The organism is Bacillus sp. JK106, assembly GCF_053663355.1.
Genome location: NZ_JBSJQC010000001.1, coordinates 322,477 through 348,584 on the forward strand (window position 1 = coordinate 322,477; position 26,108 = coordinate 348,584).

Below are 26,108 nucleotides of genomic sequence, written 5' to 3' on the forward strand. Positions count from 1 at the left end.
AGAAGGAGTGTTTACATATGGAGAGAAAAACAGTATTGGTTATCGCTGACCTTGGGGGATGCCCGCCGCATATGTTTTACAAAAGCGCAGCTGAAAAATACAACCTCGTCAGCTTTATTCCGAGACCTTTTGCAATTACAGCCTCTCATGCGGCATTAATTGAAAAATACTCGATTGCGGTCATTAAAGATAAAGACTATTTTAAGAGTCTGGCTGATTTTGAGCATCCCGATTCGATTTACTGGGCTCATGAAGATCATGACAAACCTGAGGAAGAAGTCGTCGAAGAAATCGTCAAGGTGGCTGACATGTTCGCGGTTGACGCCATTACGACCAACAATGAACTGTTTATCGCTCCGATGGCAAAAGCGTGTGAACGTCTCGGCCTGCGGGGAGCGGGCGTACAGGCCGCTGAAAATGCCAGAGATAAAAACAAAATGAGAGCCGCCTTCAACCGGGCCGGCGTCAAGTCCATCAAAAACAAACGGGTGACGACGCTGGAAGATTTCCGCGCCGCGCTTCAGGAAATCGGAACGCCGCTCATTCTGAAGCCTACATATCTGGCGAGCTCCATCGGCGTGACGCTCATCAAAGAGAGAGAAACGGCAGAAGCCGAATTTAACAGAGTCAATGAATACCTGAAGTCGATTAACGTACCGAAAGCGGTCACGTTTGAAGCGCCTTTTATCGCGGAAGAATTTTTGCAGGGCGAGTATGACGACTGGTACGAAACAAGCGGTTATTCCGACTATATCAGCATAGAAGGCATCATGGCCGACGGGGAATACTTCCCTGTCGCGATTCATGATAAAACACCGCAAATCGGATTCACGGAGACATCGCATATTACGCCGTCCATCCTGGATGATGACGCGAAGCGGAAAATCGTCGAAGCTGCCAAAAAGGCGAATGAAGGACTCGGCCTCGAAAACTGCGCGACACATACAGAAATAAAATTAATGAAAAACCGGGAAGCCGGATTGATTGAATCAGCGGCACGATTTGCGGGCTGGAACATGATTCCGAATATTAAAAAGGTCTTCGGCGTCGATATGGCGCAGCTGTTATTGGATGTTCTCTGTTTCGGAAAAGAAGCCGATCTGCCGAATGGATTATTGGAGCAGGAGCCGTGCTATGTCGCCGACTGCCACTTGTATCCTCAGCATTTCAAAGAGAACGGCCAGCTGCCTGAGACCGCTGTCGATTTCGTCATTGAAAGCATTGACATTCCTGACGGCGTCTTAAAGGGAGATACCGAAATCGTTTCTTTCTCGGCGGCCGAGGCGGGTACGTCCGTGGATCTGCGGCTGTTCGAAGCGTTCAACAGCATTGCGGCGTTCGAGCTGAAAGGAAGCAATTCGGGTGACGTGGCCGAATCAATCAAACAAATTCAGCAGCAGGCGAAGCTGACTGCAAAGTATGCGTTACCGGTATGAAACAGCTGAAACCGAACTCTAAGTATTTGCTTTTCGGGCAGGCGCTTTCGTTTATGGGAGACTATTGCGTTCTCCCGGCCCTGCTCATTTTGTCTACATACTATCACGACTACTGGGTGACGTCCGGCGTCATCGCGGTCCGCAGTATTCCGATGGTGTTTCAGCCGTTTTTAGGCGTGCTCGTGGACCGGCTCGACAGGGTGAAAATCATGCTGTGGACGGATGTGATCAGAGGTGTCATCTTTTTGGGGCTGACATTTCTCCCGAAAGGCGAATATCCGCTGCTTTTTCTGGCGCTGCTGTTTATTTCTTACGGAAGCGGCGTGTTCTTTAACCCGGCACGTCTCGCGGTCATGTCGTCTTTAGAAGCGGATATTAAAAATATCAACACTTTGTTTGCAAAAGCCACGACGATTTCGATTATTGTCGGCGCTGCAGCCGGCGGACTTTTTCTGTTAGGCGGTTCTGTGGAGCTTGCCGTCGCGTTTAACGGGGTGACCTATCTTGTCTCCGCGTTTTTCATCAGCCGCATTAAGCTTCAATACGTGCCGATTCAGTCAGAAAACGTAAGAGAAGCTTTTCAGTCGTTTAAAGAAGGCCTGAAGGAAATCAAAACAAATGCTTTTGTGTTAAACGCCATGTTCACGATGATTACGATGGCGCTTTTGTGGGGTGTCGTCTACAGCTATTTCCCGATTGTCAGCCGCTTTTTAGGCGACGGGGAAATCGGCAATTTCATCCTGACGTTCTGTATCGGCTTCGGCGGCTTTATCGGCGCCGCTCTTGTCAGCAAATGGGGCTTTAACAACAATAAAGGGCTGATGTATTTTACAGTGTTATCGATCGTCTCGCTTGCGCTGTTTTTGTTTACTCCGATTTTCGCCGTGTCAGTCATTGCCGCCATTCTTTTCTTTATCGCAATGGAATACGGTGAGGTGCTGGCGAAGGTCAAAGTTCAGGAGAACGCGGCGAACCAGATTCAGGGCCGGATCTTTTCGGTGGCGGAGGCGTCCATCGGATTGTGCATCGCCGTCGGTTCCATGCTGATCAATATTGTAGACGCGGCAGTCATCATGGCGTTTATCGTCCTTTTGGTCAGCGGGCTGTTTCTGCATACAAAACTGGTCAATAAATCCTTTTCAGAACGGAATAACGAATCAGAGCAAATTCATTTATAAGGAGCCTTTCAGATGGAAATCATACCGTCCGACGTCATCAAGACACTTCCGAAACAGGAATTTTCGCTCGTTTTTCAAAAGGTAAAAGAGATGGAGAAAACGGGAGCCCAGATCATTAATCTCGGGCAGGGGAATCCCGATCTCCCCACTCCGCCGCATATCGTTGAAACATTGCGGGAGGCTGCGCTGAATCCTTCGTATCACGGATACGGCCCGTTCAGAGGCTATCCGTTTCTGAAAGAAGCCATCGCGGAATTTTATGAGAGAGAGTACGGGGTATCGGTCAATCCGGAGACAGAAATCGCGCTGTTCGGCGGAGGGAAAGCTGGTTTGTACGTTTTGACGCAATGCCTGCTGAACCCCGGCGATATCGCCTTAGTCCCGAACCCCGGCTACCCTGAGTATTTATCGGGAATCACAATGGCCAGAGCGGAGCTGCATGAGATGCCGCTTCATCCGGAAAACGGCTATCTGCCGGATTTTGAGCGGATTGATCCCGCCGTCCTGAAAAAAGCGAAGCTGATGTTTTTGAATTACCCGAATAACCCGACGGGCGCGACTGCGGATCAGGCGTTTTATGAAAAAGCGGCTGCGTTTGCAAAAAGTCATGACATCCATCTTATTCACGATTTTGCATACGGCGCGTTCGAATTTGATCAGAACCCGGCCAGCTTTCTTCAGGCGAAGGAAGCAAAAACAGTCGGCGCGGAGCTTTATTCATTTTCGAAAACCTTCAATATGGCAGGCTGGAGAATGGCATTTGCCGTGGGGAATGAGAAAATTATTCAGGCGGTCAATGAGTTTCAGGATCACGTCTTCGTCGGCATGTTCGGCGGCCTTCAGCAGGCGGCAGCGGCGGCGCTGTCAGGAAATCCTGAGCATACGGAGCGTCTGAAGCGCACTTATAAAGAACGGATTGATTTTTTCACGGCGTTATGTGAAAAGGAATTAGGCTGGAGCATTGAAAAACCGAAAGGGACTTTTTATGTCTGGGCTGAAATTCCGAATGAATTCGAGTCATCACACCAGTTTTCGGACTATCTGCTGGAGCATGCCCATGTTGTCGTGACGCCCGGCGAGATTTTCGGCAGCGGCGGAAAGCGTTATGTCAGAATATCAATGGTGGCAAAACAGGGCGATTTAAGGGAATTCGTGCTGCGGATTCAAAAGCTAGGTTTGTCCTTTCCTTCATTACAAGAAACATCCCGCTGAGAGCGGGATGTTTTTATTATATGCTTTTCATGCTGCCGCCGTCGGCTGACACTTGCTGTCCGGTAATATAGGAGGCTTCTTCAGAGGCAAGAAAGGCAGCCAGCGCCGCGGTTTCTTCCGCAGTTCCGACACGCTTCATCGGGACGCCTGAGGCAATCCGTTCCTCCGCTTCCGCTTTAGAAATGCCGTTTTGCTTCATGACATTCTTCACGAATTGGTGATAACGGTCTGTGGCGATAAATCCGGGATTCAGACAGTTGACAGTAATGTGAAAAGGCGCAAGCTGAATGGCGATGTTTTTGCTGGCATTAATTAAAGCGGCGTTCATCATGCTGTTGGTAAACATATTGGCGCCGGGTTCTTTCCATAGGTTTCCGACGATATTAATGATTCTGCCGAATTCGTGCTGTTTCATGATCGCTGCGGCCGTTTTCATAGAGTCGATATAGGCGATCGTTTTATTCGTAAAGGTATTTGTCATATCCTCTATATCGCAGTTTTCAAAGGTATCCGGCGAGCCGCCCGGAATGTTGTTGATCAATACATCAAGCCGTCCGCATTGTGATCTGATTTCTTCAAAAATGCCGGCTCTCGCCTTCTGGTCCGACATATCGCCGGCCAGAACGGTGACGCCCGCATCCGGATGTTTGGCGAGGATCTCTTCTTTTACCGATTCGATATTTTCGGGAACTCGTGAATTAATGACGGTATGAAAGCCATTGTCCGCCAGTTTCAGAGCGATCGCTCTGCCGATCCCCTGACTGGCTCCCATAATAAATGCGGTTCGTTTTGACAACTGTCTGCACCCCTTTACCAAAATGGAATCTCCTTTACATCGTAAAAAAAAATGATAAAAATAGCAAATTTTATTTAAATTCTGACAAAGAAAAAATAATAAGCGAACTTAACCTTAGTTGAAATAAAAGTTTCATTAATCAGCATAGCATCAATTTTGAAATAATTTATTAAATGGTAAAAAATACCCTTTTATTAAAAGAGTCCTTACGTTAGCATATAAAAAATTCAAAAAACAAACCGGGAAAGAGAATAAAGAATTAAAAAGGAGGTTAGTTTTAATGAAAAAAAAGGAGCGCATAATTATTGTAATATCAATCCTCATAATATTTTGTTCATTGATAGCAGTTGCATCAAATATCTATCAAAAAAATGATAATTTATATGCTGGACAGGCTACTACAAATGAAGTGAGAAATGCAATAAAAGATCAAAATCACGTATTTGTATACTATTATCAAATAAATTGTCTTCATTGTAAAAGGGTTTCACCATATCTTATTCCGATGGGAGAGAAAATAAACGGAAAATTCCTTATATTAAACATCGAAGGTGATCAAAAATCTTGGGAAAGTTATAAGATAAATCAAACACCGACATTAGTCGTTTATAAAAATGGAAGGGAAACTAATAGAATTGAAGGGGAACAGACTAAGAATAAATATAAAAACTTTTTTAATTCGGAAAGTTGAGCATGTATCCATAGCAATCATATCAATAATAATGCTGTATTCTGGTTTTATGAAATTATTTGACGTATATAGTTTTATATTTTCACTACAATATTATCAATACATACCCGAGTCAATGTATCTAATAGTAGGGTTTGCAGTCCCCATTATTGAAATAGTGATTGCGTTTTTGATCTGGGGGAAACGATTTCGATATTTTTTCGTAATATTTTATAAACTGTTAATCACAATATTTCTTATTCTGTTAATGGCTAATTTCGGTAGATATTTTCCGTATGGTTGTGGTTGTTTTGGTAATGGAAACGCAGAAACTATTGGTTATTCAACGATTTTCAGAGAGGTTTTGTTTTTAATTCCAAGTTCTTTGTACTTAATCTTAAGGAAATATTGAATATATAAATATTTTCGGTTAACCGCAATTTTTTTATATTATGATTACAAAAAAAGGAAAGGGGGAGATCATATGATTAAAAAAATTTGGGATGCAAAGCACTACCTACTGTTGACTTTATCAATTTTATTGGCAATTTCGTGTATATTACCTAATTTTGCATCAGCGGATTATGAGCCAGGAGATGAAAAATTAAGTAGAGCATCCAAATCTGAAACATTAAAAATTGATGACTGGATTAAAGATTGGGGAAAAAAAGATGAAAAACTGGCGTTGATGAAGAAGTACAGCAAAAACATAGAGTTTGATAACAACAAAAGACATATGATGAAAGTTGAGAATTATGGAACTAAAACGCTTTATTATGCTTATTATCCTTTAAAAGGAGAAAACGTCGAAAAAGATAGCAATTTTATCGTTATACTAGATGAAAATGGTAAAATTATAGAGGACTACTCTTTAGTTGGTGTAAGGGAGAAATCAGGGAAAGTTGCTTCAAAGGTGATTAAAAATAAAAAACTCATTTATAATGCTGAAATTAATAAATCTGGAGAAGTTGAATCAGGTTTTGTTATTAAAGACAATGGTGAAAAAGTTGATTTAACAAAAAGCATGTCTTCTCAGGGGTTTAAGCAATGGTGGAACTGCTTTAATTCTTGTTTATCGGGACAAGGAGTTGCTTCGTGGGCAATCGCTGCATTAGCCACACTATGTGGTGTTGCTTGTGCTAGCACTGCTGGTGCTGGTTGCTATGCTTGTCTGTTGGCAGCTGATGTTGCAACTGGTTCTGTAATAGGAGTTTGTTATGGACGATGTAAAAGTAAATTTTAAATTTATAAAATTAGCAGGGCAATCCCCTGCTAATTTTTTATAAAGATCAAGTAAATATTGGGCTCAGTCAATCGTTTTTAAATTATAAATATAAGGAGCCTAATGTATGGTAGTGTGGTTCCAAAGATTTTGTTTTAAAGGGGTTTTCAAAGGTGAACAATATAACGAAAACAGAGAGTGAAATCATTGATCTAATAGCTAAAGAAAAATCCAATATAGAAATAGCTGAACAATTAGGTTATTCTCAAAGAGCTATTGAATATCATATAGCAAAAATACGTAAAAAGTTAAATGTACGTTCTCGAGTTGGAATAATAGTAAAAGCTTTCAAAAAAGAATTAATTTAACTAACTTTCAGTATTAATTGTTAGTATTTCTTATTTAGAATGAGGATCGATATAAATGCTGTACTTATAACTAACGAGGAAAATAAGAGTAAAATCTGTTCTTTGTCTAGGTTGATTAAATTAAAATAAAATATTGTCAAGAAAATGAAAAGATAAATTAAGGTCAGCATAAAAGTATAGGCTAAGCTCTTCTGTATTATAAACTTTCCTCGTTCATCTCTTTTTAATGGTAATGATGGGAAGGTAGCCCATAGAACAAAGCTTATTATTGAAAGAGTTAAGATGGGAAAAGTTATTGAAGGTAATTTTGTTTGCGTAAATATTGATAGTGCTATAAAAGCTCCTGAGACGATAATGAAAAAAACAAAAGATATTAAAAAAAAGTTCTTCTTCATTTTTATTCCTCCTCTAACAAAAATATATTCTCTACACTTTCCTTGAAAATCTTTGCTATTTTCAAAGCTAAGGGCAGAGAGGGATTATATTTCCCATTCTCAATTGAAATGATGGTTTGTCTGGACACTTTTAATTTCAAGGCTAGCGTTTCCTGTGAATAAGAATGCCTCTGTCTAATTTCTTTTAACCGATTTTTCACTCATATTTCACCTCATTTCGATACAACAATTGCTCGGTGAGTAAAGTGTACTTTACGTAAAGTAAACTTTACATCAAGTTCAATATTTTGTCAATAGTTTTTTGGAAAAAGCCTGATTTTTAAAATCAGGCTTTAACAACTTATTACACATGCAAAAACTTCGGAAGCGTGTCGAGAGACAAGCGGTTTCCGACAAAAAATGAACCGAATTCGCCGTAGCGCGCGCTGACTTCATCAAAGCGCATTTCATAAACAAGTTTTTTGAACTGAAGCACATCATCGCTGAAGAGCGTGACGCCCCATTCGTAATCGTCAAAACCGACAGATCCCGTGATAATCTGTTTGACTTTGCCGGCATAGCTCCGTCCGATCAAGCCGTGACTTCTCATCAGGTTTCTGCGTTCATCCATAGAAAGCATGTACCAGTTGTCATTGCCGCTTCTTCTTTTATCCATCGGATAGAAGCAGACGTATTTCGCTTCGGGCAGCTCAGGATACAGGCGGGCGCGGACATGCGGATTTTCATACGGATCGCCTTCTCCGCTTGCGAGGTAGTTGCTCAGCTCAACCACGGACACGTAAGAATAAGCCGGGATTGTAAATTCAGCAAGCTTTGATTTGTTAAATTCAAGCTCGATTTCGTTCAGCTCTTCCATTGTCGGGCGAAGAATCATCAGCATAAAATCAGCTTTCTGTCCGACGATGCTGTAGATGGTTTGCGAGCCTTTGCCTTCTTTTTGGGCGACGCCCCATTTTTCAAGCAGTCCCGTAAATTCGTGAATAATCGACAGGCGCTCATCGCTGGATAACATCTTCCATGACGTCCAGTCCATTGTGCGGAAATCGTGAAGCGCGTACCAGCCGTCAAGCGTTTGGGCGGCTTCGTTCGTTTTTTGCTGCTCACTCATGTATCTTCACTCCTATATCTTTTCATTACATTGATGCCTTCACTATATCACAGTTTAACCGTTTCGGCTGTGGAGAAACCTTGAATAATCCGAAGCCTTGTGTCAGAAACTAAGCCGTGAAACAAACCGTCAATTAAATTAGTTAGAAAAATAAGATTTCTTTTTGAAAGCGCTATAATAGAAGTTGGTTATTTGAATTTAGCTGGAAGAAGAGTATGCTGTAAAAGTAAGCGTTTTTTGTCAACATAGAGGAGGGAATATCGTGGCAGATTTATTTACAAAAGTACAAGAAAAAGTCGCAGGAAAAGATGTGAAAATCGTATTTCCTGAAGGGTTGGACGAACGTATCCTGGTTGCGGTCAACAACTTGGCGGGCAACAAGGTATTAAAGCCGATTGTGGTCGGCAATAAAGAAGACATTCAAGCAAAAGCGAAAGAATTAAATCTTACGCTTGACGGCGTGGACATTTTTGACCCGCATACATATGAAGGCATGGAAGAACTCGTTCAGGCTTTCGTAGAACGCCGCAAAGGCAAAGCGACGGAAGAACAGGCCCGCAAAGCTTTGCTGGACGAAAACTATTTCGGCACGATGCTTGTGTACAAAGGTCTCGCAGACGGACTTGTCAGCGGAGCTGCACATTCTACAGCCGATACGGTGCGCCCTGCACTGCAAATCATTAAAACAAAAGAAGGCGTGAAAAAAACATCAGGCGTCTTCATCATGGCCCGCGGTGACGAACAATATGTATTTGCTGATTGCGCGATCAACATTGCACCTGACAGCCAGGACCTTGCCGAAATCGCCATTGAAAGCGCCAATACGGCTCAAATGTTTGACATTGACCCGCGCGTTGCCATGCTCAGTTTCTCTACAAAAGGATCGGCGAAATCAGACGAGACGGACAAAGTGGCTGAAGCCGTGAAAATTGCGAAGGAAAAAGCGCCTGAGCTTACGCTTGACGGCGAATTCCAATTCGACGCTGCATTTGTGCCGTCTGTCGCGGAGAAAAAAGCGCCGGATTCCGACATTAAAGGAGACGCGAATGTATTTGTATTCCCAAGCCTTGAAGCAGGAAACATCGGCTACAAAATCGCTCAGCGCTTAGGCGGCTTTGAAGCGGTCGGACCGATTCTGCAAGGATTGAATATGCCTGTAAACGATCTTTCCAGAGGATGTAATGCGGAAGACGTCTACAATCTTGCGTTAATTACGGCTGCTCAAGCGCTGTAATCCGCAAAAGCCGGCCTTTACGAGGACCGGCTTTTTTTATAGAAAGAATGTCACTGCGGCCCAGCCGAACAGGGACAAACAGAGAGAACCGATCAAGCCTGCTGCGAGCGCCCGCCAGCCGCTATGACGAAACGCCGATATATGGACTTTCAAACCGAGACCCGCCATCGCCATACCGATTAAAACATAAGACACTTGAACAAGAAACGCGGAAAACGAAGCTGAAATAACGCCTGATGTATGGATGGCGCTCATTCCGAGAAATCCGAAGATAAACCAAGGGATGGGGAGCGAAGCGGCAGAAGCCGTCTTTGACTTTCCGCTGCGGCGCGCCCGCATTCCGAGCATGAATGCGGCCGGGATGAGCAGCGCGACCCGGGTCAGTTTGACGATCACCGCCATCTCGACTGCTGCTTTTCCTCCGGCGCTGCCGGCAGCCGCCGCATGCGCCACTTCGTGAAGCGTTGCCCCGCAAAAGGCCCCGTAAGCCGCAGGAGAAAACCCCAATCCATGATAAGCAAGAGAATATACAACAGTAAAAACGGTTCCTAATAACGAAACGGCGGCCGCGCTGATGGCGGCTGCATTTTCATTTGATCTGATCTGCGGCGCGATCGCGGCAATGGCAGCCGCCCCGCAGATCGCTGTGCCGCAGGCTGTCAGCGTGCTGAGTGTCTGATCTATACGGAACAGCCGGGACAGTCCGTATACAACGGCACCCGCAAACATCATACAGCAGACGGCAATTGCAAATACGTGCCAGCCCGCATGATAGATATCCGCCAGATTCAGTCTCATGCCAAGCAGGATGATGCCTGCTTTCAGCAAGTATTTGCTTGAGAACGCGATCCCCGGCTCTAATGCCGCCCGCTGTCCGAATACGGCGCGCCAGAGCATGCCGATCAGCATGGCAAGGACAAGCATTCCGAGCATATGCAAAAACGGCAGGCGGCTGACATAGAAAGCCGCAAACGCAATTCCTGCGGTAACTGAAATACCCTTTATCATCTTCATCTCAGTCACTTCCCATTATCTTGATAACTCCACTTTACTGCGGTCTTAATCATTAGTAAAATATATTTATATGATCTAAACGATTAGGAAAAATAATGATTAGGGGCGATGCTTTTTGTATTATGGGGAATTGAAAACATTCATTGCCGTCGTGGAAGAAAAAAACTTTACAAAGGCGGCGCAGAAGCTGATGATTTCTCAGCCAAGCGTCAGCCTTCACATTAAAAACCTGGAGAAAGAATTCCAAACCGCTTTGCTGAACCGCTCTCCGAAGCACTTTACGACGACGCCGACGGGGGACATTCTCTATCAGCGCGCCAAGCAGATGGTCTTTTTGTACGAACAGGCGAAATCCGAAATTTACGCCCACCATCATTATGTCAAAGGGAAGCTCAAAATCGCCGCGAGCTTTACCATCGGCGAATATATTCTGCCGCCGCTTCTCGCAAAGCTTCATAACGAGTATCCCGAACTGAACCTGGACGTCATGATCGGAAACACGGAGGAGGTCAGCGAAGCGGTTCGGATGCTTCAAGCCGATATCGGATTAATTGAAGGGCATACGGGGAAAAACGAGCTCGACATTCAGCCGTTTATGGAGGATGAATTGTGCATTGCCGCACCGAACGGACACCCGCTCGCCGGCAGAAAAAACATCCCGGCTGCCGAATTGCAAAATCAAGCGTGGGTGACAAGGGAGAAGGGTTCGGGAACGAGGGAATATTTAGACCATGTCCTTCAATCAAACGGACTGCGGCCGAAATCCATGATGACGATCAGCAGCAACCAGGGCGTCAAGGAAGCCGTGATCAGCGGAATGGGTCTTTCCGTTCTGTCAAAAAGCGTGCTGCAAAAGGATCTGCTTCACGGCAGCATTTCCGTGCTTGAGATAAAAGGATTCTCCTTAAAACGGAAACTGTCTATCATCCAATCTTCCATTATGGAGAACACAAAAAACAAAGAAATCTTCATCGCTCTTTTGAAAAGCCAATTTCAATCATCTCAAGCGGAGTGATATAATAAATGCATGGAAAGCCTATGACGAAAGGGATTTAATATAGATGGGAAAGCAACCGATTGATTTACTGATGCAGCCGAGCTGGAGAATCATTGACCAATCCAGCCTCGGCCCTTATTTTGATGCGAAGCAGTCATTCGCAATGGATGATACGCTGTGCGCCTCCGTAGGCAAAGGGGAATCGCCTGCGACGGCACGCTCTTGGGTGCACCACCGGACGATCGTGCTCGGCATTCAGGACACACGCCTGCCGTTTTTAGAGGACGGCGTGAAATTGCTGGAGGACGAAGGCTACCGTGTCATTGTCCGCAATTCAGGAGGCCTAGCGGTCGTTCTCGATGAAGGCGTATTGAATATCTCGCTTATTTTTGAAGATGAGAAAAAAGGCATCGACATTGACAGAGGCTACGAGGCGATGACAGAGCTGGTGCGGCGGATGCTGCGTCCGCACAATGCCGAAATTGAAGCATATGAAATTAAAGGATCGTACTGTCCGGGCAGCTATGATCTCAGCATCGGCGGCCGAAAATTCGCGGGAATCTCACAAAGACGCCTGCGGGGCGGAACCGCGGTTCAGATTTACCTCTGCGCCGATAAAAGCGGAAGCGAACGCGCCGATCTGATCAGACGTTTCTATCAAGCCGCTTTAAAAGACAAAAGCAACGATACAAAAGGCGTATATCCCGATATCCGGCCCGAAACGATGGCTTCATTAAGCGAATTGCTGCAAACAGACATTACCGTGCAGGACTTAATGCTGGCGCTTTTGACTGAACTGAAGGAACTCAGCGGACGCCTGTATGCAGCCGGATTATCGCCGGAAGAGGAAATGGTATTTGAAAAAAATCTGACCCGAATGCTGGAACGGAATGAGAAGGTGTTCGGCACGCAGGAAAGCTTGGACTGAGTCCGGGCTTTTTTTGTTTTTGGTAATTATATACTATTTAGTTATAGTGAAAAAGAATTGTTATATCAAAACTAGTTTACATTATATGCCTTATTTGATTAATATATTTATGTAGGTTCCAAATAATTCTATAAACTGAAGGAGATGGAGATATGAACTTTAAAAAAATAAAAGAAGAAAAAAGAATCACGATCCCGACACATTTGTTAGCCGGAGATGCGGAACAATCAGGCAATTCTTTCGCTTGGAGCGGCTGGGTGCTTGTAGTCCCGAGCCAAGAAGACAATCAAAACCCGAATTTGAATTTCTCTGATTTAGCCGCTCAAAAGTAAGATAATCACTGTTTGGAGCCTACGCATCTGAGACGAGGCGGTGAGAGTGTGACACAAGAGTATATAAGAGAAATTAAGCGGGGAGCACTGTCATGGATTGTTGAAAATATCCATTATTTTGATATGAATCATAAAGTAGCGAATGATTTCAGATGGCGTCTTAAAACATTTATAGAACTCATTTTTCTTACCAATTACCTGATCAGAAATCAGGCAGATGATAAGGAGGTTGCTGTTTTAACGGAGTTTATTACAGAAAGGCTCCGTAATGATCAGCTTGAAGAATTTATTCATTTTGATCCGGACGGTCTCGCCGGATTGGCTATTGCGGGTGAATTTCTTACCTTGACTGATCATCCGTCACAGGCTTCAGTGATATGGGAGCTGGAAAAATTCACGGCAGCGCGTTTTGATTGCAGCCTTGCTAAAATTCCCTTTCGAAAAATGGATTTGAAGTACAGTCTGCAAAGAGCGGGCGTAACCTCGGAAATAACGGACTTTTCTGACTTATATCACTACACAGCAGCTGGCCAGGATATCCCAAATACATATATGACGGATCATGATGCGTACAGCATCACTCATACGATTTTTTATATAACAGACATGGGATGTTCTTCGCTTACGGATAAAGAATATCATCTGCCGTCCTTAAAAGAAAAGGTCCTGAAATTTCTCGGGATCTATATCTGTCTTGAGAATTTAGATATTACCAGTGAATTATTGATGTGCAGCTCTTTTTTACATATCGACATGGATAAGGACAACCATAAACCGCTCTATGAAGCAGCCTGGAATAAAATCTATCGGGGCCGAATGAAAGAGGGGAATGTCCCGAGCATCACCTATCAACATAAACCCGGTTTGAAAGGTGAACAGCGAAGAGAAGATGTGTTTAAACATTGCTATCATACAACACTTGTCGCCGCGGGTGCCGCACATGCCTGTCTTAGAACAGAAAGGAACGATTAACTTGAACAGATTAGCTGAAGAGACGGATCAATTTTTATTATCTTTTGCTGAACAATCGCTTCCGGATCAAAAGAGCATTCAGCTGTTTGCCGGCTTCTGCAAATACTACAGAAAGACGAGCCATTCTTCCGCTGTAAAAGAACATACTGAAAGGATTGCCTCCGCTTTCGTTGATAAGTCATGCTGGGAAGATCTGTTTCACTGTAACACGGCCATTGTCAATGAGTTGATTCATATCTATTTAACGGCAAAAGCTTATAAAAAGAAGCAGGGAATGGAAGCGGATGATCAGATCATACGTCACGGATTGCAAAACGGCTATCTTATAAAAAAAGAATGGCCTTATTTTAAATATGCCGAATTCGTCGGTTTACTGAATGAGCTGGGAATGTCAACTGACCATGAAAAAGTGCGCTTTTACAAGAATTCGATGTTTCAGCCTTTGCTCCATGACGCATGGAAAAGAACAGCTGAAAACGAGCTGGAGTTTGTCGAGTACTGTCTTCTTCATTTAGACCAGGGAGAGCATCTGCTTCATCCCGGCTTGAAGGCCTCCATTCAAAAATGGCTTGTGTTTTGTCTCGGCAGCCGAAAAATGAAACAGCTGTGCAATATGTTATTTATCCAATCGTGTATCGATCCATTTTTTTATGGCTGTCAAGCGGCTCTTCATCATATAAATAACGAGAATCCATCCATTCATTGTGCTCCGGCTCTTCTGCCGGCGATTGAGATTCTGAATCTGGAGTGTGGAACATGCGGATAGTCAAGGAACATTTTAATATAAAAAAAACAGAAGAATGGCTGCTGGGTTTTTGGAAGAACATTCAGCTGCAGCCGGAAGAAATGGAAGCAGATGATCTCATGCACCTGTTTTGCGGTTTAGCGGCATGTCATCATTTTGAAAAAAGAAAGGATACAGAAGAAATTATTCTATTCTTAGACCGTTATTTTTGGGAAAAAACGCACGAATGCCATCCGGTCCTGTTCGCGTATGCGTATCATGTGTACCGCAGGATGGATGCCGCAAAAAGCATCTTTTTTCATAACGGACTTGAACAAATGGTCCGCGGTTTACAAGAGGAACTGAAATCAGAGCCTTCCTCTATGATCCTCATGGTGTTAGCAGCTTATTTTGGAGCGGTGACCCCGGAAGAACTGATCGTTTTCTTAGAAACCGCAATGAAACGTGAGGCCGATTTGCTCATGGCACCGGGCGGCATCCAGGAAGAACAGGCGGATGCCCTTTATGCCGTCTCTTATTTGCAAATGAAAGAATTACAGCCTTTTCTCGCAAAATGGTACAAAACATCAGATTTTGCTTTTTCAGGTTTAATGTTAGCCGAGTGCAGAAAGTATCACATTGCCGCCGTTGCAAAATACACAGCCATTATGAAATTTCTCCGATTCGATGAGGCGCTTTTTATACGGGAAGGGCGGGAATTTCTACGCTTTCAGCAGCGAAGCAGCGGGAGCTTCGGTTATTTGAATCCATTAGCGATGGACCAAGGGGCGGTCAGCGGCAAATTGCTGGACCGTCAGTATTTCCTGCCGTCCGCTCATTATGCCGCCGCCTCTCTGTCTATGCTGTAATGTCTCTCTTTTGAAAGACGGAAAAAGAAATCAATAAACAAATAAGAAAGTAGATCGCTATAACTGTCACGGAATAGGGGATGTTTAACGTTGAAATCGCATCACCCGCACTTTTATTTACATAAGCAACGAGGTTTAAATGCGGAAAGAGCGTAAATTTATACCACGTAAATTGGGCAAGCAAATCAGTTCCGCCCAATATACTGCCGGCAAACAGCAGTAAAATGGATAAGCAAAGGGAGAGCGCCTGGTTTTTGCACAATACTGACAAAGTGAACGCAATGGTGACAATACTTATAATTGATATGAAACGCAAAAGCAGAATGATTCCGGATGCTTTGATTGAACTGATGGTATACAGACTGTCATTTAAATGAGTATAGACGAGCGGATATGAAGCATTGGAAAAACCGAATAACACGCCGCCGATCAGCAAACAGCTCACACAGTAAAATAAGTAAATCATACCGGTAAACAGAAGAGAGGCCAGAAATTTCGATGTTAAAATCCGCCATCTTCGGTTCGGGCTTGTAGCGATAAACTTAATCGTCCCAAGGGCAAATTCTTTAGAAACAACCCCGCTGACGGTTAAAATCGCGGTTAAGCTTACGAAAATCTCAAGCCCGTTTGAAGTAACGGTGCCGAAAAACCTCCAGCCGTTCCATTCATAAGGGTTGATGTTATGCTCCAAATAATAGTCTTTATTCTTAACATCAGCAGAATAATAAACGCCTGCCGTTTCAGCCGGTTTATTAATTTCTTCCTGTTTTTTTTCGGCGAGAAGCCGTTCTTTCCAATTGTTATCCGAGGAAGCATCTAACTCATGATTCATAATAAGGCCGGCCAGCAAAACGATGAGAAACAGGAAAAAAAGAGATAAAAGTGTGCCTTTTTTTCGAGTTATTTTTATGAATTCGTTCTGCGCCAGATGAAATATGCTCATACCGCGTCCTCCTGATCTGTAATCATCATGTATTTCTCTTCCAATGACAAAGTCCTTGCAGAAACGCGGGAAATCAGAATCTCTTTCTCTGCCAAAGTTTTAATGATATACGGGATGGTATCTTCCTCCGCTTCCAATTCAATGATGCGGCTGTCTTTTTGCTGTACTTGAAGAATACCGTCCTGCTCTAATATTTCTTTCGCCCTTGCCGGATGATCGACCGTGACGGTAAACAGCTTTTTCTGACCAAGGTCATTTCTGCTCTTCATGTCTTCAATTCCTAAAATCCGTCCCTTTTTAATGTAGGCAACCCTGTCGCAAATCTCCTCCATTTCTGACAATAAATGGCTTGATAATAAAATGGAAACCCCTTGCTTCGCTAAATCGGAAAGAATGGTGCGCAATTCTTTCATACCTTTAGGATCGAGGCCGTTCATCGGTTCATCCAGAATTAATAATCCGGGATTGTGAAGAAGAGAATAAGCGAGCCCCAAGCGCTGTTTCATGCCTAATGAGAAATGTTTCACTTTTTTGCGGGCAGCCTGCTCCAGTCCGACTTTTGCAAGGGTATTCATAAGGTCATCCGTTCGCAGCGAGGTGCTGCGCAGTTTAGTAAAATATTTTAGGTTTTGCAAAGCGGTCATGTTCGGATACATATCCGGGCCTTCAATGATAACCCCGATATGTCTCATAAAATATTCAAAGTCGCTGTCCGGTCTGCCTCTGAATGAAATGGCTCCTTCTGTTTTTTTAATAAGCTGTACGATCATTCTGAAAATAGTGGTTTTACCTGAGCCGTTCGGCCCTAAAAGGCCGAATATCTCACCTTTTCTTACATTGAAAGAAATTGACTGTACAATAGGGGTATGATTGATGGTTTTAGAGACATCTTTTAATATCAGGGCTGGTTCACTCATGCTACTTGCACACCTTCCTTATGATTTAGGGTAAAAGCCGTCAAAACCGAAGAACATGCTTCCGATCAGGCCGGCAGCGATTAAAATGAAAGCAATGCTATACCACATTTTTCGATTCAATGGTTTCCCTCCTTACAACGCTGACATTCCATTTGAAATAGCGCAAAAAGATGCGGAATATCAGTTTCGAAAGATCAAATCCGGCCATAAACACCGCCATGCCCGCTCCGAGGACCATACATCCGTTAAAAATGGCTGTTACAATCGGCACTTTTACGAGGAGAAAGAATGATCCGGTCATCAGCATCAGGCCGATTGCCATCAAACTTAACACCGCAACAGAGGCAAAAAGAAACGGTGTCAGCATAAACATGAAGTTGAACATGCCCATACCCAGCATCAGGCCGAATGCTTTGAAAAAGGAGCGCCATGTTTTCTGCTCCTCGGCATCACTGATGAAAATATCCGCTTTTAAGGCGCGCGCAAGTGTTTTGGGGTTTCCTAAATTGCCGGCGATTTGTTCATCGCTTTTTCCTTCAGCGACGCCCATTTGGAATATTTCGCCGATATCGGCGAGTATCTCTTTTTGTTCAAGTTCCGGCAGATCTTTAATTTCCCGCCGGAGATGTTTTAAATATTGGTCTTTACACATTCATTTTCCCTCCTTAATGATGCTGTTCACTTTTTCGGACAGGTCAAGCCATTCCGATTTTAATGTGTGATGATAAAAGGCGCCTTCTTCTGTTACTTTGTAATATTTGCGTGACGGGCCTTGATCTGAAGCTGCTGTATACGTTTTTAAATAGTTATTTTTCGTAAGTCTTCGTAATATGGGGTAGATGGTGCCCTCCGATACAGGGAACGTTTCACTTATGACCTTGATTAATTCATAACCATATAAATCTTCATAAAGAAGCAGGGACAACACACAAAGTTCCAATGCTCCTTTTCGTAATTGGCTACTCATTTACTATCATTCCCATCATATCTAATAATTGTATTCTCTATACAGTGTATTGCACAGTAGCTAATCGATCAATAATTCCCAAGAACCATTTGGGATGAGGAATTGAATCTTTATGCTTATGTGCGGGCGGGGACCGAGATGCGCAGCCCTTGCGGGAAGAAGGCCTCCTGAACAATGTTTACATTAATATAGATCAGGATGCGCGTCATTGACAAATGGCAAAAACCCCTTTTTCCATGACAAGGAAAGGGGTTTTTTGCGTTATTCGGCCATTTTTTCTAAATTGCCGTTCCGGTCCATTTTAAAGGACGGAGAAGAGGCATGCTCGTCGTCTTCAAATAAAACTAGTTTTCTGGCTCTGTTCATGATTTTCACCAAGGTTTCGTAGTCTTCCTGAATGGTCTTTTGATCTTTTTCAAGCTTTTCGACGGCCGCTTCCAGCTGCTCGGTTTTAGACTGAAGTTCTTGATTTTCCCGTTTTAAACGGTCATTTTCCATCTGCAGGGCGGAAGTTTGCTTTCCGCTGCCTTCATAGCTCTGCAGAAATTGAATGACGTCTGCCATTGTGAGCTCCGCCTTTTGGCTCGGCTGCTGAGGCGCCAGCAAATGTGATAAACTAGCTAACTCTTCCTTGAAGCTTTCATCGACATAAGGCATATGTTCGCCGGACATGACGGCTTGCCGGTCCTCTTTTGGCGCTTCCGTTTGAACCGTCTCTTCGGCTGCGGTTTCTTGAATGATGTCCGCATCCGGTGCAGGCGGCTGGTATAATAGTTTCTTCTTGGCCGGCTGGCCGTTTCCGAGCGCGCGCATCCGCTGTTTCCGCTGTTTTTTTGCAAGCTGAAGCGCTTTTTCATATTGATGGCGCACGACGGCATTCCATCTGAATCCGCACGCTGCCGACGTTCTGTTTAATTTATCGCCTACCTCTTCAAAGGCGTTCAGCTGCGTGCTCCCTTCCCGGACGTGCCGGAGCACGGTTTCCGCAAGCAGCAGGTCATTTTCCTCCGACCAGGCGTCCTGTCTTTGCTTTGTCAATGTTCTCAACCCCCAATAATCTTTGATGGTATTAGAATGTCCAGATTGGAAAATATTTATACAAATTGGCTGAAAGAATGAGAGATACGCAGAGCCTTGCAGGATAAGATGAATCCTTGTACAATAAAACGTGATGTGATTTTTTTCGTTTTTTAAAATTAAGATTTAACATAGAGGAACATTGAATGAAGGGAAGCGTACATCATGGCTAATGAATTCCGAGTGTGTGATGATTGCCAGGCCACCAATATTAAGACTTTGCTGCCGCGTTTGAAAGAAGCTGACCCGGATGCAAAAGTGGAGGTCGGATGTCAGTCATATTGCGGGCCCGGACGCAAGAAATCGTTTGCTTTCGTAAACAACCGCCCGCTGTCGGCGCCGACTGAGGACGAGTTGATTGAGAAAGTGAAAAAGAAGATCAAAAAGTAAATGTGCATTTTTACGACAGCCTCGCCCGATGGGTCAGGCTTTTTTGCTTCAAAAAATCAATGATTGAAAACTGGAACAAAACGCCGGACAAATTCAAGGATGTTTTCAAATTACAGAGCCGATATAATAGAATCACGGCTAAAAAAAAGAGGGAATGACGATGGCGTATCCAAACGGAAAATTATCAGAAGAAAAAGTGTTTAAAGATCCCGTTCACCGCTATGTTCATGTGCGGGACAAGCTGATCTGGGATTTGATCGGCACCCGTGAATTTCAGCGGCTGCGCCGGATCAAACAGCTCGGTACGACGTATTTGACGTTTCACGGCGCGGAACACAGCCGTTTTAACCATTCTCTCGGCGTCTATGAGATTGTCAGACGAATGGTTGATGATGTTTTTAAAGGGCGTCCTGAATGGGATGACAATGAACGCGAACTCTGTCTCAGCGCCGCGCTTTTGCACGATTTGGGACATGGGCCGTTTTCGCATTCCTTTGAAAAGGTTTTTCATCTGGATCATGAAGACTATACGAGGGAAATCATTCTCGGCGACACCGAGGTGAATCAGGTTCTCAGAAAGGCGGGACCGGGATTTCCGCAGGATGTTGCTGAAGTCATTGCCAAAACATACAAAAACAAACAGGTGGTCAGCCTGATTTCGAGCCAGATTGATGCCGACAGGATGGATTACCTTCAGCGGGACGCATACTATACGGGCGTCAGCTACGGACATTTTGATATGGAACGGATTTTAAGGGTCATGCGTCCGCGAGAGGACCAGATCGTCATTAAGCAAAGCGGCATGCACGCCGTCGAAGACTATATTATGAGCCGCTATCAAATGTACTGGCAGGTGTATTTTCATCCCGTGACGAGAAGCGCAGAAGTCATTTTGACGAAAATTCTCCACCGCGCGAAGCAGCTCCATGAAGAAGGGTATATATTCACTCATGCTCCCGTTCATTTTTATTCCATTTTTGAAGGGAAGCTGACGCTTGCGGATTATCTGAAGCTTGATGAAGCCATCATTTTATATTATTTCCAGGCTTGGGAGGAAGAAGAGGACCCGATTCTGTCCGACTTGTGCCGCCGCTTCATTAACCGCCAGCTGTTTCAATATGCCGAATTTAACCCCAATGAGGAAATGTCGGCTTATTTTGAATTGACCGCTCTGTTTAAAGAGGCGGGAATTGATCCCAATTACTATTTAGTGGTCGATTCTTCATCGGATCTGCCGTATGATTTTTACCGGCCGGGTGAAGAGGAGGAGCGTCTGCCGATTCATCTGTTAACGCAGAACGGCCAGATCAAAGAGCTGTCCAGGCAGTCCGCTATTGTCGAATCCATTTCGGGCAAACGCCGGACGGATCATAAGCTGTACTATCCGATGGACCTCATTTTTGATGATTCAGAAAACCCTGAAGCAAAATTAAAAATCCGGCAGCTGCTGGGACTGACATAAAAGGATTTTGGTAAAGAAGGAAAAGGAGATGTCGGGAATTTGTTGAAAGAACATGCAAAACTGATGAAGGTGTTCTCGGATTCTGGAGAAATCATCGGGCGGAAAAAGCTGCAGAAAATCATTTATATCGCGAAGAAAATGCAGTATCCTTTCTACGAAAAATATGATTTTCATTTTTACGGCCCGTATTCCGAAGAACTGACGCTTCGAATTGAAGAGCTGTGCAATCTTGGGTTTCTGGATGAGGTGAAGGAAAAAAAGGGCGGCTACTTTCAATACCGGTACTCGCTGACGGAGACGGGAGCCGAGTTTTTACATCATGCGGAGCTTACGATGCCGGATATGAAGAAGTATATCGACAGCGTCAACAGCCGCTCATCCCGGTTTCTGGAGCTGGTGTCTACGATTTTGTATTTTGACGGCCTTGAAGCTGAGGAAAAGAAAGAGAAAGTGTTTACGATAAAAAGCAAACAGAAATATACGGATGAAGAATATGATGAGGCGCTTCACTACATAGAAGAGCTGAAACACATTTGTTAAAGGCGATGGCTTTCGTCTTTTTTTATGAAAAAACCAGGCCGCGATGAAGCGGGCCTGGTTTTGTTTATTGTCTCAATTTGCTGTGCTTGTACGAATATAAAAAGTAAACGATGACGCCGATGATCAGCCAGACGGCAAAATAAAGCCACGTTTTCAGCGGCAGATTGACCATTAAAAACAAACAGCAGATAATGGCCAAAATCGGCAGTACGGGTACAAAAGGCACTTTAAATCCCCGTGGAAGATCTTTATGGGTGCGGCGCAGAATCAGCACGGACAGACTGACCATGGCAAATGTCAATAGCGCGCCGATGTTTGAGAGATCTGACAGCTCTTTCAGATCAACAAAACCCGCGATGCATGCGCTGATCAGTCCGATCAGCCACGTATTAAAGATCGGCGCTCCCGATTTCTTTCCGACAATGGTAAAGACTTTCGGCAGCATTCCGTCTCTTGCCATCGCAAAAGATATACGGGTCGCCGCATAGGTATGGGCGAGAACGACGGCCATCAGTCCGATCACCGCACCGGCAGCGATAATGCCCGCCACCGCGTTTTGTCCGACAGTCTGCAGCACATAAGACATGGCTTCCGGCACATTAAGCTGTGAATACGGAACCATACCCGTCATGACGAGACAGACGATGACGTATACCAATGTACAGATCACCAGTGAACCGATAATACCGATCGGCAGGTTGCGCTGCGGTTTTTTGACTTCTTCAGCCGAAGCCGAAATCGCGTCAAACCCGAGAAACGCAAAAAAGACGGCAGAAGCCCCCGTAATGACGCCTTTGATTCCAAAAGGCATAAAAGGGTGCCAATTGCCCGGCTTTACAAAAAAGCTTCCTGTGATGATAAACAGCAAAACAATTCCGATTTTTACGAGAACCATTATATTATTAAAGGTTTTGCTCTCTTTAGAGCCGCGTGACAGAACGACGGCAATTAATAGAGTAATGATGATGGCAGGAAGGTTGACGATGCCCCCCTGGCTCGGCACGTGCAGCAGACTGTCCGGCAAAGGCGTGCCGATTTCGGCTAACAGATTATTAAAATAACTTGACCAGCCGCTTGCCACCGCCGACGCCGTCACCATATAAACGGATAAGAGCGTCCAGCCCATTAAATGGCCGACAATTTCTCCCATGGTGGTATAAGAGTAAATATAGGCGCTTCCGTAAACCGGGAGAACAGAAGCGATTTCGGCGTAACATAATGCTGCAAGGCTGCAGACAACGGCTGCAATGATAAAAGAAAAGATTACGGAAGGCCCGGCGTTTTTCGCGGCCGTAATGCCTGTAAGGACCATGACGCCCGTCCCGATGACGGCGCCGATGCCCAGTAATGTTAAATCAAATCCACCCATCGTTTTGGCAGTCTGCCTTTTTCTGCTTTGTTCAAGCAGCTGGGTGATGTCTTTTTTTTGTAGGATATTCCGCAACACGCATCCCTCCATCCAAAAGCAAAAGCCAAGAGGGACTCTTTGGCTTTTACCCGTGTCACATCTTCTGTGTAATCGACAATCCTGTGTTCTGTTTCCCCGTCTGTTCCGTTTCTTTTCTTTTCCAATCATATTGTCTGCCGCATCCGATCAGATTATCCTTTCCGTCAAACGCAGTCACCCTTAATGATTTTACCTGAATCGTGTCTATAAAACCAGCATTGCATAAAAGGATATGGTAAAAAAGAGGGAGACAAAAGTCTGTGCAGGGCAGGATAAAAGTTGCGGGCATTCCGGCCGGAATTTTGACTTTCTCCGTAAGGTATCAGTAAAATGTAATAAAAAACAAACAAATGATGATGGATGCATCTTGAAATGGGGAGTTTCTGCATGAAGCACGATAACTTGCAAGCAAATGTACTGGATTACGCGCTCACGAAATATTTAAAGAGCACGAAAAAGCTTGATGAGGCGACAATTCCGAAGAGTATAAACAATATCAGAGGATTTATTCTGAGGATTATTTACCGGCACGGCACATGCACGATTAAAGATATATTACAGGAGGTCACATTATCGCCTTCCGCCACGACAACCGCTCTCAATCATTTAGAAAAAGAAGGATTCGTGGAAAGGTCGAGAAACAACGAAGACCGCCGCACGGTATGGATGACGCTTTCCGAATCGGGAAAAATGGCGGCCGTGCAAATGATTGAAAACCGGCAGCTTCTCATTGACGAACTGTTCGAAGCATTGACAGAGGAAGAAAAGAAAATCTTTTTCAGCCTGGTTGAAAAGGTTGTGAAATAAGCCGGCCTGACATAGCAGCGCCGGCCATTATCAAGGATTACTCCGTATCGCTGATCCGTTTGCCGGCGACGGCGTAATGATCCTTTCTCATTTCTTCAATCATGACAATGATCTTTTCTTCGGCTGCGCCTGTCGTTTCTTTTACGGCTTCGGTCACTTTTTCAACCAGATTCCGTTTTTGTTCATCTGTGCGGCCTTCAAGCATTTTAACGGTTACGAGCGGCATGGTGCTGATCCTCCTTTATCGTTTCCTCTCTTTGGAAGAGAGATCACTTATAGTATACTGAATGAAGGACAATCTTGCATTTTTTAAAAAAGGGGATTTTGACATTTGGACAGATTTTTATATTATCCGTTGGAGCTTATGCCCTATGTCGTGATTACGCTGATCGTGGCATTTACGATGCATGAACTGGCGCACGCGTATGTCGCGTATCGGTTCGGAGACGATACCGCGGCGAGACAGGGCAGATTAACGCTCAATCCGATTAAACATCTTGATGTTTTCGGAACGATTCTAATTTTGGTCGCGGGTTTCGGCTGGGCCCGTCCGGTGCCGGTGAACCGCCGCGCCTTTAAAAGACCGCGGCTGGCGGGAGTGCTGGTTTCCGTCGCCGGGCCCGTAAGCAACCTGCTTCTTGCCTTTATCGGTTTCTTTTTGCTAGTGTTGATGCATGCTTACGGAATGGAGCTGCTTTCTGCATTCAGCATGGGGCTTGACCGCTTTTTCTCTATTTGGATTCAGCTGAATCTCGCGCTGTGTTTATTCAACCTGCTGCCGCTTCCTCCGCTTGACGGCTACCGGATTATTGAGGATCTCGTGCCGCCGCGGGTGCGCGCCAAAATGACTCAGTTTGAGAGCTACGGGATTATCGTGTTTCTCGTGCTGTTTGTAACACCGGTCGGCTCCTATGTCGTGTGGCCGCTGTTAAGCGAGGGGAGAGACTGGATTCTTAAGGTATTTGCCATTATATTTCAACCGCTTTTGTAGGAGGGTATTTTCATGGAAGAAAAAAAGAAGAAAACAATCGGATTTAATATTATTAAAAGTGATCCGACCGACGGACATGGCGGTTTTGGCGCCGGGTCGCTGAGCCTTGATAATATTTCTCCGGTATTTGTCGATGTGGAAGAGAAGGAAGCTTTCGTTGACATCGGCGCAATGCATGCCCGCAGTGTCGTTGAAAAAGGCATCAAATTCCTGCCGAACAAAGATGAAGTGCCGAACGGAAAACCGTACTGGCTCGTGTGGGTCACCATCGACAGAAAAGAAGAAGGCCCTTATTACGCGGGTGTGACGGCTTGTGAAATGACCGTGGACAGAAGTATCCGCAGAGGCTATAAGTCATTGCCGGAGCATGTGAATTTAATGGATAAATCAATGAAGCGCCGCATTATCGTGGACAAAATGGACGCCAGCTCAAAGCAGGTGCTTGCTGAATTTCTGCAGAAGCATGACCAAGGGCTCTGGGAACGTTCATCCGATGAATTGAAAACGGGTCTGCTTCCGGGCGAAAAATAATTTGTGAACTTTTTATGAACTTTATAAATATTTGCACTATTTTGCAATTGTACTGAGTAAACTGTTGATACAGAATCAGGACATGGAAAGTCCCGAGCCGAACCAAGACTCGGGGTTTTTCATGTTTACGCGGAGGTTTCATCATGTTCACCGTCTTTGACATCGGGCCTTGGGTCATTGAAGCAGATACGGCGGAAACGAGAAAACAATATGAAAAATCATGGCCTGATCCCTGCGATTGCGGGAGCTGCCGGAACTTTTCCGAGGCGGTGAATCTCCTTCCCGCCGAGAAAACAAGATTGTTTACGCAGTTTGGGATTCGTCCGGCTGTCTGTCACGACTTGGGGGAGCATGGAAAGGAAAACGGCCTGCATCATTATGCGGGCAGCTATCCGATTGTCGGCATGCTTAGGGAAGGCTGGCCGAAGTTTCATATTGAGAGAGCGGGAGATACCCGCTTTTCGTTTTCTTTGCCTAGTACAACATTTTTTATACCGAAGGGTTTTCCTGACCCTATTATCCATCTCGACTTTTCACTCTTGCTCCCGTGGGTGCTTGAGGAAGACTCGGATTAAAGCCCG

General features: G+C 44.6%; 32 protein-coding genes. 21 read left to right on the plus strand and 11 right to left on the minus strand.

Annotated features, from left to right (window positions below; all coding sequences use genetic code 11):
* Nucleotides 1-17 precede the first annotated feature (17 nt).
* Genes ACWJJS_RS01655 through ACWJJS_RS01665 form a run of 3 tightly spaced genes read left to right on the plus strand, consistent with a single transcriptional unit; the run spans nt 18 to nt 3,826 of the window.
* Nucleotides 18-1,436, plus strand: coding sequence for an ATP-grasp domain-containing protein (locus ACWJJS_RS01655; protein WP_416405923.1), 1,419 nt, complete (start codon nt 18-20; stop codon nt 1,434-1,436).
* Nucleotides 1,433-2,614: an MFS transporter gene (locus ACWJJS_RS01660; protein ID WP_017418686.1), complete on the plus strand. Its 1,182-nt coding sequence runs from the start codon at nt 1,433-1,435 to the stop codon at nt 2,612-2,614. Before ACWJJS_RS01655 ends, ACWJJS_RS01660 begins: the two co-directional genes overlap by 4 nt.
* Nucleotides 2,615-2,626: 12 nt before the next feature.
* On the plus strand, nt 2,627-3,826 hold the full coding sequence (locus tag ACWJJS_RS01665; RefSeq protein ID WP_077723002.1) for a pyridoxal phosphate-dependent aminotransferase: 1,200 nt from the start codon (nt 2,627-2,629) through the stop codon (nt 3,824-3,826).
* 16 nt (nt 3,827-3,842) lie between these two features.
* Here the strand turns inward: ACWJJS_RS01665 and ACWJJS_RS01670 are convergent, their stop codons facing one another.
* On the minus strand, nt 3,843-4,622 hold the full coding sequence (locus ACWJJS_RS01670) for an SDR family oxidoreductase (RefSeq protein ID WP_017418688.1): 780 nt from the start codon (nt 4,620-4,622) through the stop codon (nt 3,843-3,845).
* Between the two features lie 280 nt (nt 4,623-4,902).
* Between ACWJJS_RS01670 and ACWJJS_RS01675 the strand changes: the two genes are divergently transcribed.
* The 4 genes from ACWJJS_RS01675 (at nt 4,903) to ACWJJS_RS01690 (ending at nt 6,882) form a co-directional block, all read left to right on the plus strand.
* Nucleotides 4,903-5,313, plus strand: a complete 411-nt coding sequence (locus tag ACWJJS_RS01675; protein ID WP_173612947.1) for a thioredoxin family protein — start codon at nt 4,903-4,905, stop codon at nt 5,311-5,313.
* Nucleotides 5,237-5,704, plus strand: a complete 468-nt coding sequence (locus ACWJJS_RS01680) for a MauE/DoxX family redox-associated membrane protein (RefSeq protein ID WP_454023263.1) — start codon at nt 5,237-5,239, stop codon at nt 5,702-5,704. The genes ACWJJS_RS01675 and ACWJJS_RS01680 overlap by 77 nt, the downstream gene beginning before the upstream one ends.
* A 72-nt stretch (nt 5,705-5,776) precedes the next feature.
* Complete coding sequence (locus ACWJJS_RS01685) at nt 5,777-6,535, plus strand: hypothetical protein (RefSeq protein ID WP_017418690.1); 759 nt, start codon at nt 5,777-5,779, stop codon at nt 6,533-6,535.
* 152 nt (nt 6,536-6,687) lie between these two features.
* Complete coding sequence (locus tag ACWJJS_RS01690) at nt 6,688-6,882, plus strand: response regulator transcription factor (RefSeq protein WP_017418691.1); 195 nt, start codon at nt 6,688-6,690, stop codon at nt 6,880-6,882.
* A gap of 397 nt (nt 6,883-7,279) precedes the next feature.
* On the opposite strand, the gene ACWJJS_RS01695 is transcribed toward ACWJJS_RS01690, so the two are convergent.
* Both ACWJJS_RS01695 and hemQ read right to left on the minus strand, forming a co-directional pair.
* On the minus strand, nt 7,280-7,477 hold the full coding sequence (locus tag ACWJJS_RS01695; RefSeq protein ID WP_017418693.1) for a helix-turn-helix transcriptional regulator: 198 nt from the start codon (nt 7,475-7,477) through the stop codon (nt 7,280-7,282).
* A 143-nt stretch (nt 7,478-7,620) separates the two neighbouring features.
* On the minus strand, nt 7,621-8,385 hold the full coding sequence (gene hemQ, locus ACWJJS_RS01700) for a hydrogen peroxide-dependent heme synthase (protein ID WP_003151011.1): 765 nt from the start codon (nt 8,383-8,385) through the stop codon (nt 7,621-7,623).
* Nucleotides 8,386-8,647: 262 nt separating this feature from the next.
* Here hemQ and pta point away from each other — a divergent pair, with 262 nt between their 5' ends.
* Nucleotides 8,648-9,619: a phosphate acetyltransferase gene (pta, locus tag ACWJJS_RS01705; RefSeq protein WP_003151012.1), complete on the plus strand. Its 972-nt coding sequence runs from the start codon at nt 8,648-8,650 to the stop codon at nt 9,617-9,619.
* A 36-nt stretch (nt 9,620-9,655) separates the two neighbouring features.
* On the opposite strand, the gene ACWJJS_RS01710 is transcribed toward pta, so the two are convergent.
* Complete coding sequence (locus ACWJJS_RS01710) at nt 9,656-10,633, minus strand: YeiH family protein (protein ID WP_326361969.1); 978 nt, start codon at nt 10,631-10,633, stop codon at nt 9,656-9,658.
* Between the two features lie 115 nt (nt 10,634-10,748).
* Between ACWJJS_RS01710 and ACWJJS_RS01715 the strand changes: the two genes are divergently transcribed.
* The 6 genes from ACWJJS_RS01715 to ACWJJS_RS01740 all read left to right on the plus strand — a co-directional run bounded on the left by ACWJJS_RS01715 (nt 10,749) and on the right by ACWJJS_RS01740 (nt 15,455).
* Complete coding sequence (locus ACWJJS_RS01715) at nt 10,749-11,648, plus strand: LysR family transcriptional regulator (RefSeq protein WP_007407666.1); 900 nt, start codon at nt 10,749-10,751, stop codon at nt 11,646-11,648.
* Between the two features lie 46 nt (nt 11,649-11,694).
* Nucleotides 11,695-12,558 (plus strand): lipoate--protein ligase family protein, encoded by an 864-nt coding sequence (locus tag ACWJJS_RS01720; protein WP_025853620.1) that lies wholly within the window; start codon nt 11,695-11,697, stop codon nt 12,556-12,558.
* A gap of 152 nt (nt 12,559-12,710) precedes the next feature.
* Nucleotides 12,711-12,890 carry a hypothetical protein gene (locus ACWJJS_RS01725; RefSeq protein WP_003151018.1) on the plus strand — a complete coding sequence of 60 codons (180 nt, stop codon included), beginning with the start codon at nt 12,711-12,713 and terminating at the stop codon, nt 12,888-12,890.
* Nucleotides 12,891-12,938: 48 nt separating this feature from the next.
* A complete protein-coding gene (locus ACWJJS_RS01730) occupies nt 12,939-13,862 on the plus strand; it encodes a DUF6895 family protein (RefSeq protein WP_025853619.1) in 924 nt (307 codons plus the stop codon).
* A complete protein-coding gene (locus ACWJJS_RS01735; protein WP_070082532.1) occupies nt 13,831-14,628 on the plus strand; it encodes a hypothetical protein in 798 nt (265 codons plus the stop codon). Before ACWJJS_RS01730 ends, ACWJJS_RS01735 begins: the two co-directional genes overlap by 32 nt.
* Nucleotides 14,619-15,455: a hypothetical protein gene (locus tag ACWJJS_RS01740; protein ID WP_070082531.1), complete on the plus strand. Its 837-nt coding sequence runs from the start codon at nt 14,619-14,621 to the stop codon at nt 15,453-15,455. Before ACWJJS_RS01735 ends, ACWJJS_RS01740 begins: the two co-directional genes overlap by 10 nt.
* Here ACWJJS_RS01740 and ACWJJS_RS01745 read toward each other — a convergent pair.
* From ACWJJS_RS01745 to ACWJJS_RS01765, 5 genes are all read right to left on the minus strand, one after another.
* Complete coding sequence (locus ACWJJS_RS01745; RefSeq protein WP_070082530.1) at nt 15,445-16,398, minus strand: ABC transporter permease; 954 nt, start codon at nt 16,396-16,398, stop codon at nt 15,445-15,447. The two genes, ACWJJS_RS01740 and ACWJJS_RS01745, sit on opposite strands and share 11 nt — an antisense overlap.
* Complete coding sequence (locus tag ACWJJS_RS01750; RefSeq protein ID WP_031378569.1) at nt 16,395-17,315, minus strand: ATP-binding cassette domain-containing protein; 921 nt, start codon at nt 17,313-17,315, stop codon at nt 16,395-16,397. Before ACWJJS_RS01750 ends, ACWJJS_RS01745 begins: the two co-directional genes overlap by 4 nt.
* A gap of 97 nt (nt 17,316-17,412) precedes the next feature.
* The gene (locus ACWJJS_RS01755; RefSeq protein WP_102422322.1) at nt 17,413-17,967 is read right to left on the minus strand and encodes an HAAS signaling domain-containing protein; all 555 of its coding nucleotides are present in this window, start codon (nt 17,965-17,967) and stop codon (nt 17,413-17,415) included.
* Nucleotides 17,968-18,282, minus strand: coding sequence for a PadR family transcriptional regulator (locus tag ACWJJS_RS01760; protein WP_014306027.1), 315 nt, complete (start codon nt 18,280-18,282; stop codon nt 17,968-17,970). It lies immediately after the preceding gene.
* 261 nt (nt 18,283-18,543) lie between these two features.
* On the minus strand, nt 18,544-19,320 hold the full coding sequence (locus ACWJJS_RS01765; RefSeq protein WP_025649388.1) for an RsfA family transcriptional regulator: 777 nt from the start codon (nt 19,318-19,320) through the stop codon (nt 18,544-18,546).
* Nucleotides 19,321-19,524: 204 nt separating this feature from the next.
* On the opposite strand from ACWJJS_RS01765, the gene ACWJJS_RS01770 reads away from it, so the two are divergent.
* From ACWJJS_RS01770 to ACWJJS_RS01780, 3 genes are all read left to right on the plus strand, one after another.
* A complete protein-coding gene (locus ACWJJS_RS01770) occupies nt 19,525-19,749 on the plus strand; it encodes a DUF1450 domain-containing protein (RefSeq protein WP_003151034.1) in 225 nt (74 codons plus the stop codon).
* 160 nt (nt 19,750-19,909) lie between these two features.
* On the plus strand, nt 19,910-21,211 hold the full coding sequence (locus ACWJJS_RS01775; RefSeq protein WP_025853614.1) for an HD domain-containing protein: 1,302 nt from the start codon (nt 19,910-19,912) through the stop codon (nt 21,209-21,211).
* Nucleotides 21,212-21,250: 39 nt separating this feature from the next.
* Nucleotides 21,251-21,751, plus strand: coding sequence for a YwgA family protein (locus tag ACWJJS_RS01780; RefSeq protein WP_007407653.1), 501 nt, complete (start codon nt 21,251-21,253; stop codon nt 21,749-21,751).
* Nucleotides 21,752-21,815: 64 nt separating this feature from the next.
* On the opposite strand, the gene ACWJJS_RS01785 is transcribed toward ACWJJS_RS01780, so the two are convergent.
* Nucleotides 21,816-23,195, minus strand: coding sequence for an amino acid permease (locus ACWJJS_RS01785; protein WP_146283978.1), 1,380 nt, complete (start codon nt 23,193-23,195; stop codon nt 21,816-21,818).
* A 390-nt stretch (nt 23,196-23,585) separates the two neighbouring features.
* Here ACWJJS_RS01785 and ACWJJS_RS01790 point away from each other — a divergent pair, with 390 nt between their 5' ends.
* Nucleotides 23,586-24,005, plus strand: coding sequence for a MarR family winged helix-turn-helix transcriptional regulator (locus tag ACWJJS_RS01790; RefSeq protein ID WP_454023264.1), 420 nt, complete (start codon nt 23,586-23,588; stop codon nt 24,003-24,005).
* A 37-nt stretch (nt 24,006-24,042) separates the two neighbouring features.
* On the opposite strand, the gene ACWJJS_RS01795 is transcribed toward ACWJJS_RS01790, so the two are convergent.
* Nucleotides 24,043-24,231: a 2-hydroxymuconate tautomerase gene (locus ACWJJS_RS01795; protein ID WP_003151042.1), complete on the minus strand. Its 189-nt coding sequence runs from the start codon at nt 24,229-24,231 to the stop codon at nt 24,043-24,045.
* 105 nt (nt 24,232-24,336) lie between these two features.
* Here ACWJJS_RS01795 and ACWJJS_RS01800 point away from each other — a divergent pair, with 105 nt between their 5' ends.
* The 3 genes from ACWJJS_RS01800 to ACWJJS_RS01810 all read left to right on the plus strand — a co-directional run bounded on the left by ACWJJS_RS01800 (nt 24,337) and on the right by ACWJJS_RS01810 (nt 26,102).
* Nucleotides 24,337-24,996, plus strand: coding sequence for a site-2 protease family protein (locus ACWJJS_RS01800; RefSeq protein ID WP_003151043.1), 660 nt, complete (start codon nt 24,337-24,339; stop codon nt 24,994-24,996).
* Between the two features lie 12 nt (nt 24,997-25,008).
* The gene (locus ACWJJS_RS01805) at nt 25,009-25,527 is read left to right on the plus strand and encodes a YwhD family protein (protein WP_015387555.1); all 519 of its coding nucleotides are present in this window, start codon (nt 25,009-25,011) and stop codon (nt 25,525-25,527) included.
* Nucleotides 25,528-25,670: 143 nt separating this feature from the next.
* Nucleotides 25,671-26,102, plus strand: a complete 432-nt coding sequence (locus tag ACWJJS_RS01810; RefSeq protein WP_454023265.1) for a hypothetical protein — start codon at nt 25,671-25,673, stop codon at nt 26,100-26,102.
* The last annotated feature ends 6 nt before the right edge of the window (nt 26,103-26,108 follow it).

Excerpts from the sequence above, each read along its gene's own strand:
- ACWJJS_RS01655 (WP_416405923.1), top strand. The coding sequence starts at position 18 with ATGGAGAGAAAAACAGTATTGGTTATCGCTGACCTTGGGGGATGCCCG.
- ACWJJS_RS01660 (WP_017418686.1), top strand. The coding sequence starts at position 1,433 with ATGAAACAGCTGAAACCGAACTCTAAGTATTTGCTTTTCGGGCAGGCG.
- ACWJJS_RS01665 (WP_077723002.1), top strand. The coding sequence starts at position 2,627 with ATGGAAATCATACCGTCCGACGTCATCAAGACACTTCCGAAACAGGAA.
- ACWJJS_RS01675 (WP_173612947.1), top strand. The coding sequence starts at position 4,903 with ATGAAAAAAAAGGAGCGCATAATTATTGTAATATCAATCCTCATAATA.
- ACWJJS_RS01680 (WP_454023263.1), top strand. The coding sequence starts at position 5,237 with ATGGAAGGGAAACTAATAGAATTGAAGGGGAACAGACTAAGAATAAAT.
- ACWJJS_RS01685 (WP_017418690.1), top strand. The coding sequence starts at position 5,777 with ATGATTAAAAAAATTTGGGATGCAAAGCACTACCTACTGTTGACTTTA.
- hemQ (WP_003151011.1), bottom strand. The coding sequence starts at position 8,385 with ATGAGTGAGCAGCAAAAAACGAACGAAGCCGCCCAAACGCTTGACGGC.
- ACWJJS_RS01710 (WP_326361969.1), bottom strand. The coding sequence starts at position 10,633 with ATGAAGATGATAAAGGGTATTTCAGTTACCGCAGGAATTGCGTTTGCG.
- ACWJJS_RS01720 (WP_025853620.1), top strand. The coding sequence starts at position 11,695 with ATGGGAAAGCAACCGATTGATTTACTGATGCAGCCGAGCTGGAGAATC.
- ACWJJS_RS01725 (WP_003151018.1), top strand. The coding sequence starts at position 12,711 with ATGAACTTTAAAAAAATAAAAGAAGAAAAAAGAATCACGATCCCGACA.
- ACWJJS_RS01735 (WP_070082532.1), top strand. The coding sequence starts at position 13,831 with ATGCCTGTCTTAGAACAGAAAGGAACGATTAACTTGAACAGATTAGCT.
- ACWJJS_RS01740 (WP_070082531.1), top strand. The coding sequence starts at position 14,619 with ATGCGGATAGTCAAGGAACATTTTAATATAAAAAAAACAGAAGAATGG.
- ACWJJS_RS01745 (WP_070082530.1), bottom strand. The coding sequence starts at position 16,398 with ATGAGCATATTTCATCTGGCGCAGAACGAATTCATAAAAATAACTCGA.
- ACWJJS_RS01750 (WP_031378569.1), bottom strand. The coding sequence starts at position 17,315 with ATGAGTGAACCAGCCCTGATATTAAAAGATGTCTCTAAAACCATCAAT.
- ACWJJS_RS01755 (WP_102422322.1), bottom strand. The coding sequence starts at position 17,967 with ATGTGTAAAGACCAATATTTAAAACATCTCCGGCGGGAAATTAAAGAT.
- ACWJJS_RS01760 (WP_014306027.1), bottom strand. The coding sequence starts at position 18,282 with ATGAGTAGCCAATTACGAAAAGGAGCATTGGAACTTTGTGTGTTGTCC.
- ACWJJS_RS01770 (WP_003151034.1), top strand. The coding sequence starts at position 19,525 with ATGGCTAATGAATTCCGAGTGTGTGATGATTGCCAGGCCACCAATATT.
- ACWJJS_RS01775 (WP_025853614.1), top strand. The coding sequence starts at position 19,910 with ATGGCGTATCCAAACGGAAAATTATCAGAAGAAAAAGTGTTTAAAGAT.
- ACWJJS_RS01790 (WP_454023264.1), top strand. The coding sequence starts at position 23,586 with ATGAAGCACGATAACTTGCAAGCAAATGTACTGGATTACGCGCTCACG.
- ACWJJS_RS01795 (WP_003151042.1), bottom strand. The coding sequence starts at position 24,231 with ATGCCGCTCGTAACCGTTAAAATGCTTGAAGGCCGCACAGATGAACAA.
- ACWJJS_RS01805 (WP_015387555.1), top strand. The coding sequence starts at position 25,009 with ATGGAAGAAAAAAAGAAGAAAACAATCGGATTTAATATTATTAAAAGT.
- ACWJJS_RS01810 (WP_454023265.1), top strand. The coding sequence starts at position 25,671 with ATGTTCACCGTCTTTGACATCGGGCCTTGGGTCATTGAAGCAGATACG.